This is a genomic window from Paraburkholderia nodosa (assembly GCF_001718195.1).
GTDB classification, from domain to species: domain Bacteria; phylum Pseudomonadota; class Gammaproteobacteria; order Burkholderiales; family Burkholderiaceae; genus Paraburkholderia; species Paraburkholderia nodosa_A.
The window spans coordinates 479,795-492,744 of record NZ_MCNV01000002.1; the positions used below are offsets into that span (position 1 = coordinate 479,795).

Consider the following 12,950-nt stretch of genomic DNA (forward strand, 5'->3'; position numbering starts at 1 on the left):
ATCCGGTATGCCACTTACAGAAATTGAACCTGTGCTGGAACGTTTTCGAACCCAGTACGCCGCGTACAAAGCGATTCATCCGCGTCTGCAACTTTATGCGCTGATCGATTTCGCCTCGATGTCTGATGACAGGCCGTATGCCTTGTCCGACGTCATTGAGACGATGCCGCGCGTATCGCTGTACGCTAACACCGGTCTCGACAACCTGTCGGAGACGGGGCCCGTGCTGGTTTTATGTCCCGAGCCGCAAGGCGTTGAACCGTTGCGCCTGATCCGCGTGCTTCTGGGGCTGGCCAGACGCGATAGCCGGCTCGTGTCGTGGTTGTGGGTCACGCATGAGGTTGAACCACTCGTCGACCACCTGCAGACGCTGCTGCACGCACGGCTTGAATCGGACGACCAGGAATCGTGGTTCTTCTTTCATCAGCCGTCTTACCTGCCGGTTCTGTATCGGACGCTGCCTGACGACATCCGGCGGTACATGTTTGGCCCGTGCGTCGCATGGTGGTGTCTGGATTTCCATGGCGTACTGGTCGAACTGCCCGGCGAGAATCTGCCGATCCCCACGGCGTGGGACGTTTTCCCCATCTCAGAAAATGTGGAAGAGAAAATTTACCGCGTTGGCGCTCCCGCTCAGGTGCTGGCATGGCTTAAACGCGCCCGTCCCGACGTGCTCGACAACTCGCTTGACGCCAATGAGCAATTTCAGCGGATCACGCCTCTCGTTGAACGTGCATTCGAGTATGGCCTGACCGGCAAGGTCGATCAGGGTGTGTACGCCGCATCGGGCCTGTTGTATGGACGACAGTACGATGAGCATCCTGCGCTGCAGGCTGTCCTCACGCGCTTTCCGGACGGCGGGCAAACGCTGATCGATGCCTACATGGCAGTGGGCCAAACGGTTTGGCGGGAGGTGGCGGAGTCCGCCCGCCTGCGTGCCGCGGAAGTCGCAGCACAGGATTACCACACAGAAATTATGGGGCGCGGTTACACGTTCGTGCGCGTCCAAATCTTGAACGACACCGATATCCCCAGGCGAAAGATCGAACTGCTGTCATCCAGTGAAAGCTATCCGTGCAGCGCGATGCTGGGCGACGTTGACGATAGAGGGTTTGAGGCTGCGGCAATTGAAATCGCATCCGCGCGGGTGCCGGTTCCGGGCACCCCTGTCACTGTGAAGTGGATCGGGCCAACGGGAGCGTCATCGGATGAGGTTGTGGTGACTGGGGAGCTGCCCCGTGCCGATGGAGAAGGGACAGCGGTCGTGAGGTTTGCGCGCAACTGGCGAATCTACGTGAGCATGCATGCTGATGAACCGAAGGGGGCCGCTTGGCAGTGGTGAAGAAGCTCCAACGTCAAGTACGACGTCGAGCGGAAACACGTCTGCGACGTTAGATAAAGATAGAGCGAAATTTGAAAGGAACATTTCGACTTTTGGTCATTTTTCTTATGGCTACATCACTCACAGGATGCATGTCTACTGCATTCACAATCTGGTGCGAGAAGCAGCGCATGTCTGACCCCGACTTCAATTGTTGGAAGTAGTAGCCGAAGATTGATGAAGAAGGTCTCTTAACGGTATGTGGCGGTAGTCATCGAACAAAGGGAACACGAGCAATGAGACAGCTGATAGGTGGATTTCTCGTCGTGACGTTGAGCATACTCGCCGGCTGCGCCATCGGTCACCCGAGTGGCTACGTCGATGCGTCGGCATGGAGTACTAACTATACAGAGGACTATATCCACGACTTCTGGATTCAAACGGCTTCGGGGAAAGACACCGGAATGGGAGGTATTCAGGTTTCGGAGTTTTCGCGAGGCGGCAAAGGTGGACGTGAATGCTGCTCGCTGATCCCTGGTGTGGGGCAGATGATCAAGGTGGTGTGGCGCGTCGGCGGGCGCCAAGAAGACAGGTCAGCGTGGAAGACATACAGTCGCGACATCGTGGTGAAAGGAAGGATGCCCACGGATACGCGAGACCAAAGCGTACTACTTGTACGCTTCTTTCCCAATCATGAAGTCGAGGCGGAGGTCCTTCCCGGGGATGGTGATTTCGGACCTTCGAACCCTCGCATGGACAGACTCTTTTTCGTCGGGCCGCGTGTAATGCGCCACATTGGGGAATAACGGCAATGCAGGACTGGATAACCGACAATCCGATGCATTTTTTTAAGTCGTTGAAGACCGCCACGCAGCTGCATGCGGAAGAATTCATGACCTGCACCACGTGCGAGAAGCAGCCGTGGTTCAGTTTTTTCTTCGATGGCGCGGGAAATAATCGAGATCTTGACTTGCCGCTGAGAAAGTAATCCTTGGAAGTTGTCGCGAGTCAATAGAGAAGGCGTTACGACAGCGTGGTGGCAGTAGTCGATGCACCGAACGAAAGGTGAGCAATGAGACGCGTGATATGTGGATTCTTCGTACCGTTGTTGATCATGCTGACCGGGTGCGCCGTCGGTCAGTCGAGTGGCTACGTCGATGCGTCGGTGTGGGGAGCGAACTATACCGAAGACTATATCCATGAATTCTGGATTCAAACGGCTTCGGGGAAAGACACCGGAGTGGGAGGGGTTCAGTTGGCGGAATTTTCGCGAGGTGGGAAGTCTGGAAGCATCTGTTGCTCACTAATGCCGGGCGTCGGCCAGTCGATCAAGGTAGTGTGGAGCGTAGGTGGGCGTCAAGAAACCAGGGCCGAGTGGAAGACATACAGCCGGGATATCGTGGTGAAGGGGGAAGTATCAAAAGATTCAAGCCGTCACAGTTATTTGATTGTGAGATTTTTTCCGAAGCATGAAATTGAAGCGGAGTTTGTTCCTGGCGATGATCCCCGTGGCGCACGAAACCCAAGGGTTGACCGGCTATTTTTAGGCCAACGGGTGATGCGCCATATAGGAGAATAAGAATGCAGGACTGGATAACCGCCAACTCAATGCACTTTTTGCGGTCGATGAAGACTGCCACGCAGCAGCATGCAAAAGAATCCATGACCTGCACCTCGTGCGAGCTGCTACCGTGGTAACGGAAATCGAAAAAAAGAGAGGCAGACAATGAGATGGATGGTAGGCGCGTTCCTGGTGATGATATTTGGCGCGGTCGGGTGCGCCCTTGGCCAGTCAGGCGGATATGTCGATGCATCGGCATGGAGTGCGAACTACACCGAGGACTATATTCCTGAGTTCCACCTTGAAACCACGTCCGGAAAGAATCCGCTGCTGAGTGGTATTCAGGTCAAGGAATTCTCTAGGGGGGGAACGGGATCTTCCGAATGCTGCTCGCGAATTCCAGGCGTCGGGAAAACGATCAGGGTGGTGTGGCGCGTTGGGGGGCGACAAGAAACCAGGTCAGAGTGGAAGACGTACATCAAGGACGTATCAATCGCGGGCGCGACGTCGATCGAACCTGACGCGATGAATTTTTTGATTGTACGTTTCTTTCCCGGCCACAATATCGAGGCCGAATTCGTTTCTGAATCAGCAGAGCCCGATGGCAAGCCAAGTCCCCGAGTGGATCAATTGTTTTATGGGCGTCGAGTCATGCGACAAATGGGAGAATGAAAGTGCAGGACTGGATAACCGACAACCCGATGCACTTCTTGCGGTCGATGAAGACTGCCACGCAGCAGCATGCAGAAGAATCTATGATCTGCACCTCGTGCTAGCTGCTACCGTGGTAACCGAAATCGAAAAAAAGCGAGGCAGACAATGAGATGGATGGTACGCGCGTTCCTGGTGATGGTATTTGGCGCGGGCGGGTGCGCCCTTAGCCAGTCAGGCGGATATGTCGATGCATCGGCATGGAGTGCGAACTACACCGAGGACTATATTCCTGAGTTCCACCTTGAAACAACGTCCGGAAAGAATCCGCTGCTGAGTGGTATTCAGGTCAAGGAATTCTCTAGGGGGGGACGGGATCTTCCGAATGCTGTTCGCGAATTCCAGGCGTCGGGAAAACGATCAGGGTGGTGTGGCGCATTGGAGGGCGGCAAGAAACCAGGTCAGAGTGGAAGACGTATAGCAGGGACGTCGTGGTCACTGGCGCGATGCCAACGAAGAAAGATTCCTACAACATCTTGATGGTCTGATTCTTTCTCGACCATGACGTAGAAGCAGAGTTAATACCGGACCGAGGGGAATCGGGCGGTTCGGCAAGTCCTCGCGTCGACAAACTGTTTTCGGGGCAGCGCGTGATGCGCCACATAGGAGAATAACGATGCAGGACTGGATAACTGACAATCCGATGCACTTTTTGCAGTCGATGAAAACCGCCACGCAGCTGCATGCGGAAGAATTCATGACCTGCACCACGTGCGAGCAGCAGCCGTGGTTCAGTTTTTTCTTCGATGGCACGGGAAATAATCGAGATCTTGTCTTGCCGCTGAGAAAGTTGTCGCGAGTCAATAGAGAAGGCGTTACGACGGCGTGGTGGCGGTAGACGATGACCGAACGAAGGGTGAGCAATGAGACGCGTGATATGTGGGTTCTTCATAGTGTTGTTGAGCACGATGACTGGGTGCGCCGTCGTTCAGCCAAGTGGCTACGTCGATGCGTCGGCGTGGGGAGCGAACTATACCGAAGACTACATCCATGAATTCTGGATTCAAACGGCTTCGGGGAAAGACACCGGAGTGGGAGGGGTTCAGTTGGCGGAATTTTCGCGAGGTGGGAAGTCTGGAAGCATCTGTTGCTCACTAATGCCGGGCGTCGGCCAGTCGATCAAGGTAGTGTGGCGCGTAGGGGGGCGGCAAGAAACCAGGTCAGAGTGGAAGACGTACAGCAAAGACGTGGCAGTCGCGGGTGCGACGTCGAGCGCGCCTGACGCGATGAATTTTTTGATTGTACGTTTCTTTCCCGGCCACAATATCGAGGCCGAATTCGTTTCTGAATCAGCAGAGTACGATGGCAAGCCAAGTCCCCGAGTAGATCAATTGTTTTATGGGCGCCGAGTCATGCGACAAATGGGAGAATGAAAGTGCAGGACTGGATAACCGACAACCCGATGCACTTCTTGCGGTCGATGAAGACTGCCACGCAGCAGCATGCGGAAGAGTTCATGACCTGCACCATGTGCGAGCAGCAGCCATGGTTCAGCTTCTTCTTCGACGGTACCGAAAACAATCTCAAGAATGATCTACCACGAAAGCAGTTGTCAAATGTCGCACGCCTGTACTTGGGGCACGTTGCTGACGAGAGGCCGCTGATCGTTCCGCTCTACTATCAGGGCGTCGGTACGCCGCTGGACGCAAGCAATCCTGGCTGGTGGGAAAAGATCCGCGATAGCGAGATTATGGGTGGTGGCGTTGGACTGGGTAGCGACGTTCGCTTAGCAAAAGCCGAGGGTGAGCTAAACCTCGCCCTTCGCCGAAACCACAAAGTTAGTCGCATCGATGTCGCGGTGTTCGGATTCTCGCGCGGTGCCACACTCGCCCGGGCGTTCGTGAACCGGCTGCTGAAGAAGTGCACGCTGAAAGACGGCGTGCCGCACTGGCCGTGTCCGACGGCGGTGGACGGCCAGTCGGCACCGCTGCACGTCCGCTTTCTCGGTGTGTTCGATACGGTCGAGTCGGTCGGGCTGCCAGCCCATAACCTTTCCGACATGCGCATGATGGTGCCCGAGCAGGTGGAGCGATGTGTGCACTTCGTCGCCGGCCATGAGTTGCGTGCCTGCTTTCCCGTGACGCCCGTGCGCGGCACGCAGGCATTCTACGAAGAAATCGTATTGCCGGGCGTGCATTCCGATGTGGGCGGCGGCTATCGGCCCGAGGAACAGGCCCGCTCCGACCTGCTCGCCCGCATAGCGCTGAACCGCATGCGCCTTGAGGCAGCAATAAGCGGCGTGCCGTTCACCGCACCAAAGCTCGCCGAGAAGGACGTGTTCGCCCTTTTCGAATATGACGACGACGTCAAGGCGCTGTTCGATGAGTACATGGGCACCGTGAACACAAACGGGACTCTGGAGCAGCAGATCTTCGCGCACATGCGCCTCTACTATGGCTGGTTGAAGGTGCGGTTCAGCGAGCGGCCTTGCGACGTCTACAACGGGGTGTGCTCGGCCGATCCGGAGATCCAGGCCCAACTCGAGCGGATTCAGCAGTTCCACGAGCAAATGCAGATCGACGTGGACACGATGAACTGGCGGGCCTACCTGACGCAGCTGTGGAAGACAGATCGAGGCGAATACGATCGCGTGATCGAAGCGGCCGGTGGTGATCGCCCTCACAACAAGCCGCTGTCCGACGAACAACTGGCTTACTGGAATGTGTGGCTGAACCCACCGACCCTGTCGCCCAACATGATCCGCTTCTTCGATCAATACGTGCACGACTCGCGAGCCGGGTTCCTGCGCATCGACGGTAGCGGGTACCTCAAGCCACGGCAGATCATTGACGTTGAGGGGGCAAGCGTAGCGACAGCCCAATCCGGGACAACGCAACCGTCCGGTTCGATGGCAGAACCCTCGCCAGAGGCTGCGACTGCTTGATTGCGATTTCTGAAGGAAATCAGGTATGGCTGTCAACTTCTCGAAGCTTCCGCCATTGGAACCGATGCCGGAGAATCCGCCGTCGCGCATCGTCTGGACCATCGTGTTTTTCGTCATTGTGATCGCTGGAATATTCATGGTATTGCTTCTCTGGCCCAAGGGCGAGCCGACTCAAACACCCTGGTTCTGGACATGCGTTACCGTGTACCCGCTGGGAATCGCAACCTTCGTTGTCCTTCGGCGCTATAGCGTCTACGAAGGGCGCCGGCTAGACGCCATCGCGTGGAACGACGCCCGCGAAAGCTACGTGAACGACGTGTTTGACCGGGCAAGCCGCCCGCTCGGCATTCTTGTAGCGACATGCAGGTTTGCCAGTGAGGCGAAGGACGATGACTTTGGCAAATTGCTGGATGGATCCGCCAAGCTCGAACCGCGGGCAGCCCCAGAGTCAGGCGCTCTACCGGTCAATGCGCGCTGGTTCGAGAAGCCGGACACAGACGAGGGCGGGATGCGTTTCAGGAACGACGACGAGCGCCGACGGTATGTCCTGGCATGGGCATTCAGTGTGGCGATCGACGCGGTTGCCGAAGTGGTACGTTCGCTCCCACCAGATTTGAGGTTGAAGGTCCAGTTGATGCTGCCGGGCGTCGTGGACACGGACGAAGCGCTGGCGATCTGGGAAAGGCGATGGGCGTGGACGGACCTGCGCCCGGTTCAGGTCAGACTCATGCCAGAGACGTCCGACCTGATGTACGCCGACGCGTGGCTTGACCGGGTCAACCGCAGGCTCGACGAGGAGGCACGACTTCTCGTTTGCGTGAGACTGAACGCAATTTGTCAGGCGCTCCCTCTTGATGGGAGTGCAGAAACCATGGTTGCCCTTCTCGTTGCGCCGGAAGCGGTATGCCAGAAATTCGCGCTCGCGCCGATCGCGATGTTCCATCGGCCGAACGGGACAGATCACTGTGCCATAGACGACGCCCTCGCGCGTACCCTGCGATGGGGATGTAGCAAGCCCGCGGACATCAAACGGATCTGGCAGGGCGGCCTCGATGGTGCCGGCGCCAATGCGGTAACCAAAGCTGTCGTCAAGGCAGGTATGGGCGCAAAGGTGGCAGATATCGACTACATGGTTGGCCATGCCGGGCCGGCGGCGCCGTGGTTTGCCGTGGCGTGCGCGGCCAATGGCGCGATGCAGGATGGTGCGCCCCAGCTTGTTGCGACGGCTGGAAAGACCGGAGTCTGTTTTTCGGTTATGCGAAGTGTCACTTGACGAACAGGCACCCCGCGAGCGTTCCGCGTGCCACTCGATTGCGGTGTGGAACACGAGACGATTTATCTCATCAATCCGGAGGTCACATCATGGTCAGGCGGTACGACATTCTGAAGGGCGACAGAACGACAGCGGATGGCACCGTAGTGGGTGGCGATCCCAAGGACAGGGTTGGTGAACACGAGCAGGCCTACGAGAAGGACGAAGTATGGTGTCCTGCATGTCAGTCTACAGGCTACATCGTGCGCGACGGGCCGCGTCAGTCAATGACAGGACCCGATGGCAGGGAAGGCGCACTGAGCGATGACCTGTGCGTGTGCATGTGTGATCCACCTCCACGTCTGCTTCCATCGCAATACTCATCTTACGTGGATGTTTGAGCGTAGGCCAATACTGCCGCGGCAGCTTCACCTCCGAGGGCAGGCCACCGGCTTTGCCATCTGGCATTGCAACTTCACCTTCGACTGTAACGACATATGCTACGCAAGTTCCGGTCCGACATTCTCATTGCCCGCGCGCATCTTTCTGACCGGCAGCGCAAAGGCTGGGTCGAAGGCGACTGCCAGCAGTCCTCCGCCATTGCCACTCGCGGCCATCGCGGCCGCTAACCACGCTGCAATGCCCCTGCCGCCAGGCATGGTGCCGGAGGCGCAATGATGCTGGGAGAACTGTTCGGGAGCCTCTTTCCGGCTGGAGATCGCACAGTGAAAAAACTGCCCGCCGCATCAGCCAGGTTAGAGGGCTTCCCGGCATGAACGGCCAAAAGCGCCAAAAGCCACGACAAAAAGCACCGCTCGGCACCCAGATCAAGACCCCTTCTCATGATTCACCTTCTCGGCATGCCGAAAATCCTTGGAATGAATCCCATGCTTCTTGAGCAGCATCTGCAAGTGCGACCGATTCATATCACAGCGCCGCGCCAGCTCCGCGACCGTACCCCCGGTCTCCTGCAAGCCGCGCTCGAGAAACGCCCTCTCGGCCTCATCGCTAGCAGCACGCTTGGCATCGCTCAGTGAAAGAGGCGCGCCTGCCGCCTCGGCCTCCGCCACCCGCAAAGCCAGTGCAGCGGACTTCGGCCGAATATCATCGGGCAGATGCTCGATATCGGCCGTCTCACCCGCAAGACACGAAAGCCGATACACGAGATTACGCAGCTCGCGAATATTCCCCGGATAAGCATACGTAAGCAGAAAATCGCGCAACTTGGGCGTCAGCTTCATAGGCCGCCGCTTGAGCTGCGCAGCAGCCTCGTCGCCGAAATAGGCAATCAACAGCGGAATCTCGTCGCTACGTTCTCGCAGCGCAGGCAGCGTGACATGAATCACGCTCAACCGATAAAAGAGGTCCTCGCGAAACTGCCCCTGCGCCGCGAGCTCGCGCAAGTTGCGATTCGTCGCGGCGACGATGCGCGTATCGACCCCGATGGGTTCATCGGAGCCCACCCGCTGAATCTCGTGCGATTCGAGCACACGCAGCAGCTTCACCTGCCCCTGCAGCGGCAACTCACCGATCTCGTCCAGAAAGATCGTCCCCGTATGCGCGCTTTCGAACTTCCCTTTGCGATCGCTCGACGCCCCCGTGAACGCCCCTCTGCGATGTCCAAACAGTTCTGATTCGAGCAGGTTCTCGGGTATCGCGCCGCAGTTCACTGAGATGTACGGTCGGTCGGCGCGTGCACCGTTGGCGTGGATCACCTTCGCCATCAACTCCTTGCCCGTCCCGCTCTCGCCGTCGATCAGCACGGGCAGATCGGTGGGCGCCGCCTTTTCCGCGATCTCCAGCGCTGCGAGCAGCTTCGGGTTGTCGCCGAATATGCCTTCGAAGATGAAGCTGCGCTCGATCAGCGCCTCGCGCCGCCGGTGCGCTGTGGGCGCGAGGGCATCCGGCCTTGCCAGCGCATCGAGCGCTTCGGGCGCCTCTGCCGCCGCTTCGACGAAGCGCTCCTTGCGCGAGAGTTGCATGACTTCGTCGCGCAGCGCGTTCGACTGGTTCAAGAGCTTTTCGATATCGGTGCGTTCGAGCCGCGGCGCCCAGCGCAGCGTCGAGCGCAGGATCTCGATCTTCTCGAGCAGCCCCGCATATGACACAACGGAGCTGCCGAATCCGTGCGGATCGAAGAGTTTCATCACGTCCCCAGCTGCTTTTGCACGAGCTGGTAATACATGCCCTTGCGCTCGACGAGTTCCTCGTGCCGCCCCTGCTCCACGATCGCCCCTTCGTAGAGCACGAGGATCTTGTCCGCCCGCATGATGGTGCTCAACCGGTGCGCAATGATCAGCGCCGTGCGGCCCTGGAGTATGTCGTGCATGTTCGAGAGGATGTTGCTTTCCGACTGCGTGTCGAGCGACGAGGTGGCTTCGTCGAACACGAGCAGGCGCGGGTCGTGGTAGAGCGCCCGCGCAATGCAAAGACGCTGGATCTGCCCGCCCGAAAGGCCCATGCCGCGCTCGCCTACCACCTGCTCGTAGCCGAGCGGCATCTTGCTGATGAACGCGTGCGCATCGGCCATGCGCGCCACTTCCTCCATGCGCCGCCAGTCCGGCGTTGCATCGCCGCACGCGATGTTCTCGGCAATCGTGCCGGAGAACACGAGGTTCGTCTGCATCACGTAGCCCACCTGGGCGCGAAAGTACGCGTGATCGATCGCGCTCATGTCGTAGCCGTCCACGTTGATCTTGCCTTCGGTCGGCGCGTAGAAGCCCACCAGCAGCTTCGCGAGCGTCGTCTTGCCGGAGCCGCTGCGCCCCACGATCGCCACCATCTGGCCGCGCCCCACCGAGAAGCTGATGTTCTCCAGCACATACGGCGTTTCGTTGCCGCCATAGCGGAAATACACGCCGTTGAATTCGATGTCGCCCTGCAGGTCGGGAAGCAGCACGCGCGAACCGAGGTCGGCGGGCTTCTGCTCGGGCTCGATGTCGAGCACATCGCCTAGCCGTTCCATCGCGACCGCCGCGTCGTTCATGAGGCTCCAGAGCCCGACGAGGCCCATGAGCGGCGCGAGCACGCTGCCCATGAACGCATTGAACGCAATGAGCTGGCCGATGCTCAACTCCTGATCGAGCACGAGCGTGGCGCCCGCCCAGAGAATCACGATCGTGGTCGCCGCGTTGAGCAACTGGCTGCCGAGACCCACGAGAATATTGAATGCCTGCGCGCGATACTGCACTTCGAGCGACTTCGCGTACTTGCGCTCCCACTTCAGGCGCACCGCTCTTTCTATCCCCATGCCCTTCACGGTTTCGACGCCGCCAAGCGTCTCCATCAGCATGGAGCGCGCATCGGTGGACACGGCAAAGACCTCGCGCGCGTAGCGCTTGATGCGCGGCGTGGCAATGGCGGTGAGCGCCATGATGGGAATCACGAACGCGATCAGCAGCAGCGTCAGCTTCACGTTGTAGAGGAACATGATCGTGAAGTAGATGAAGATCATCAGCAGGTTGAGCGCCGTGGTCACCGTCGATTCGGTCAGAAACGCGCGTATCGTCTGGTTTTCCTGAAAGCGCGCGAAGATGTCGCCTGTTTTGCGGCGCGCGAAGAACGAGAACGGCAGCGACATGGTGTGCTTGAAGAACTGCGACATCATCGCGAAGTCGAGACTGCGCACCATGAAATTCGACAAATGCGCGCGTATCGTCGTCATGAGCTGCGTAAACAGGTGCGAAATGATGAGTCCCACGATCAAGAGATGCAGCAGGCTCACGTTCTGGTGGACGATCACGCTGTCGAGAATGTTCTGGATGATGAGCGGGGGCACCACGCCGAGCAGCTGGATCACGAAGGTCGCGAGAAACAGGTGGGCGAGTATTTTCCGGTAAGGCAGCAGGTAGCCGATGAAGCGCACCCACGGCGAGCGCGTCGCCGCCTGCGCGCCCGTGGTCTCGACCTCGGTGAACAGCAGGCACGTGCCGTTCCAGCCGCGCTCGAACGCTTCGACGCTCAGCTTGCGAAAGCCGAGCGCCGGGTCGGCCACCCTCACCCACTGCTTCGACACGCCGTACACGACGATATAGTGGTAGCCCTCCCAGTGCGCGATGAACGGCAGTTCGAACCCTTGCAGCGCCTCAAACGTGCACTGCACGCCGCGCGTCGTGAAGCCGAGTGCCTCGCCGGTGCGCGCGAGACTGTCCAGCGTCGCGCCCTGCGTCGTCACGTTCGCGAGGTCGCGCAGCTTGCCGAGCGTCATGGGTATGCCGTAATGCCGGCAGATCATGGCGAGGCACGCTGCGCCGCAATCCATCTCCTCGGCCTGCTCGATGAGCACGAAGCGCTTGACCACGCGTTCGCTAAATGCAGCATCCGCCCCGCTGTCCACGGCAACGGGCCGGCTGCGGCGCTCGGCGAGCTTCTTCTGCCGCTGCAATTCGCGCTCGTTGAAGCGCACGCGCTCTTCCAGCACCTCGCGCAACTTCGGGTTGCGCTCCAGCATGAAATGCACAGTCTTCTCGGGAATCACCAGGAGCCGTACATCGGTGAGCGCCGTGGCGGTCGCGGGCTGATTCTGGCGCAGCAGGCAAGCGCGTTCGCCGAAGATCTCTCCCGCGCCGAGCGTCGCGATCTGATAGACGCTGCCGTCTTCCTCGCGCGCAATACTGACCTCGCCCTGCCGCACGACATACAGGCGCATGTCACCGCCGGCACCCTGATGGATGATCTCCTTGCCCGCGCTCACGCGCTTGACGCCCACGCTCGACACATACTCTTCGAGCTCGGCGCGCGAAAGCTTGCCGCGCAGGTCGAAAAGCCGCGTGACGAAGCCGCCCGCGGAGCTGATCGCGACATAGCTCGTCACGAACGACTGCGCGGCCGGATTCGCAGCCAGCAACGGCTCGAGCGCCGCGCGGGGGATGCAAAGCACCTCGGTTTTCGCGGAAGCGCGCACCGACACTTCGTGCCAGTAGTCGCGCAGCATGGCGATTTCGCCGAATACTTCGCGTTCCTTGCGCACGCCGAGACTCATTTCCTTGCCGCGCTCTTCGGCGATGATCCGCACGGAGCCCGAGCGGATCACATAGAGTCCGGCTGCGGGCTCGCCGCGCTTGCACAGCGTGTCGCCAAATGCGTAGTTGTGCGTTTCGATCTGCGCGGCAAGACGGTCGAGTTCCTCGCGCGAGAAGAGCGAGAGCGGTTCGACCGATGCGAGAAAATCCACCAGCGACGGCGCGCTGGCAGGTAGGGGCGCCTGGGTGTCCATCTGCGT

General features: G+C 59.1%; 11 protein-coding genes. 8 read left to right on the top strand and 3 right to left on the bottom strand.

The window, feature by feature from the left end:
• The first annotated feature begins 7 nt into the window (after positions 1–7).
• The 4 genes from BFD71_RS05470 (at position 8) to BFD71_RS05485 (ending at position 3,554) form a co-directional block, all read left to right on the top strand.
• Positions 8–1,342: a DUF4123 domain-containing protein gene (locus BFD71_RS05470; protein WP_069262250.1), complete on the top strand. Its 1,335-nt coding sequence runs from the start codon at positions 8–10 to the stop codon at positions 1,340–1,342.
• 275 nt (positions 1,343–1,617) lie between these two features.
• The gene (locus tag BFD71_RS05475; protein WP_069262251.1) at positions 1,618–2,127 is read left to right on the top strand and encodes a DUF3304 domain-containing protein; all 510 of its coding nucleotides are present in this window, start codon (positions 1,618–1,620) and stop codon (positions 2,125–2,127) included.
• Between the two features lie 266 nt (positions 2,128–2,393).
• A complete protein-coding gene (locus BFD71_RS05480; RefSeq protein WP_069262252.1) occupies positions 2,394–2,900 on the top strand; it encodes a DUF3304 domain-containing protein in 507 nt (168 codons plus the stop codon).
• A 147-nt stretch (positions 2,901–3,047) separates the two neighbouring features.
• Positions 3,048–3,554 (top strand): DUF3304 domain-containing protein, encoded by a 507-nt coding sequence (locus BFD71_RS05485; protein ID WP_069262253.1) that lies wholly within the window; start codon positions 3,048–3,050, stop codon positions 3,552–3,554.
• A 505-nt stretch (positions 3,555–4,059) separates the two neighbouring features.
• Here BFD71_RS05485 and BFD71_RS41320 read toward each other — a convergent pair.
• Complete coding sequence (locus tag BFD71_RS41320) at positions 4,060–4,500, bottom strand: hypothetical protein (RefSeq protein WP_176732817.1); 441 nt, start codon at positions 4,498–4,500, stop codon at positions 4,060–4,062.
• A 1-nt stretch (position 4,501) separates the two neighbouring features.
• Between BFD71_RS41320 and BFD71_RS05495 the strand changes: the two genes are divergently transcribed.
• The 4 genes from BFD71_RS05495 (at position 4,502) to BFD71_RS42030 (ending at position 8,130) form a co-directional block, all read left to right on the top strand.
• A complete protein-coding gene (locus BFD71_RS05495) occupies positions 4,502–4,966 on the top strand; it encodes a DUF3304 domain-containing protein (RefSeq protein ID WP_256094514.1) in 465 nt (154 codons plus the stop codon).
• Complete coding sequence (locus BFD71_RS05500; RefSeq protein WP_256094497.1) at positions 4,963–6,477, top strand: T6SS phospholipase effector Tle1-like catalytic domain-containing protein; 1,515 nt, start codon at positions 4,963–4,965, stop codon at positions 6,475–6,477. Before BFD71_RS05495 ends, BFD71_RS05500 begins: the two co-directional genes overlap by 4 nt.
• Before the next feature lie 25 nt (positions 6,478–6,502).
• Positions 6,503–7,750 carry a hypothetical protein gene (locus BFD71_RS05505; RefSeq protein ID WP_069262256.1) on the top strand — a complete coding sequence of 416 codons (1,248 nt, stop codon included), beginning with the start codon at positions 6,503–6,505 and terminating at the stop codon, positions 7,748–7,750.
• Between the two features lie 89 nt (positions 7,751–7,839).
• Positions 7,840–8,130, top strand: a complete 291-nt coding sequence (locus BFD71_RS42030) for a PAAR domain-containing protein (protein WP_083245070.1) — start codon at positions 7,840–7,842, stop codon at positions 8,128–8,130.
• 426 nt (positions 8,131–8,556) lie between these two features.
• On the opposite strand, the gene BFD71_RS05510 is transcribed toward BFD71_RS42030, so the two are convergent.
• Positions 8,557–9,876, bottom strand: a complete 1,320-nt coding sequence (locus tag BFD71_RS05510) for a sigma-54 interaction domain-containing protein (RefSeq protein ID WP_069262257.1) — start codon at positions 9,874–9,876, stop codon at positions 8,557–8,559.
• Positions 9,876–12,944 carry a peptidase domain-containing ABC transporter gene (locus tag BFD71_RS05515; protein ID WP_069262258.1) on the bottom strand — a complete coding sequence of 1,023 codons (3,069 nt, stop codon included), beginning with the start codon at positions 12,942–12,944 and terminating at the stop codon, positions 9,876–9,878. Before BFD71_RS05515 ends, BFD71_RS05510 begins: the two co-directional genes overlap by 1 nt.
• Between the last annotated feature and the right edge of the window lie 6 nt (positions 12,945–12,950).

Bases quoted from the DNA above. Each gene is read 5' to 3' on its own strand.
- BFD71_RS05470 (WP_069262250.1), top strand. From the start codon at position 8: ATGCCACTTACAGAAATTGAACCTGTGCTGGAACGTTTTCGAACCCAG.
- BFD71_RS05475 (WP_069262251.1), top strand. From the start codon at position 1,618: ATGAGACAGCTGATAGGTGGATTTCTCGTCGTGACGTTGAGCATACTC.
- BFD71_RS05485 (WP_069262253.1), top strand. From the start codon at position 3,048: ATGAGATGGATGGTAGGCGCGTTCCTGGTGATGATATTTGGCGCGGTC.
- BFD71_RS05500 (WP_256094497.1), top strand. From the start codon at position 4,963: ATGAAAGTGCAGGACTGGATAACCGACAACCCGATGCACTTCTTGCGG.
- BFD71_RS05480 (WP_069262252.1), top strand. From the start codon at position 2,394: ATGAGACGCGTGATATGTGGATTCTTCGTACCGTTGTTGATCATGCTG.
- BFD71_RS05510 (WP_069262257.1), bottom strand. From the start codon at position 9,876: ATGAAACTCTTCGATCCGCACGGATTCGGCAGCTCCGTTGTGTCATAT.
- BFD71_RS05515 (WP_069262258.1), bottom strand. From the start codon at position 12,944: ATGGACACCCAGGCGCCCCTACCTGCCAGCGCGCCGTCGCTGGTGGAT.
- BFD71_RS05505 (WP_069262256.1), top strand. From the start codon at position 6,503: ATGGCTGTCAACTTCTCGAAGCTTCCGCCATTGGAACCGATGCCGGAG.
- BFD71_RS05495 (WP_256094514.1), top strand. From the start codon at position 4,502: ATGACTGGGTGCGCCGTCGTTCAGCCAAGTGGCTACGTCGATGCGTCG.
- BFD71_RS42030 (WP_083245070.1), top strand. From the start codon at position 7,840: ATGGTCAGGCGGTACGACATTCTGAAGGGCGACAGAACGACAGCGGAT.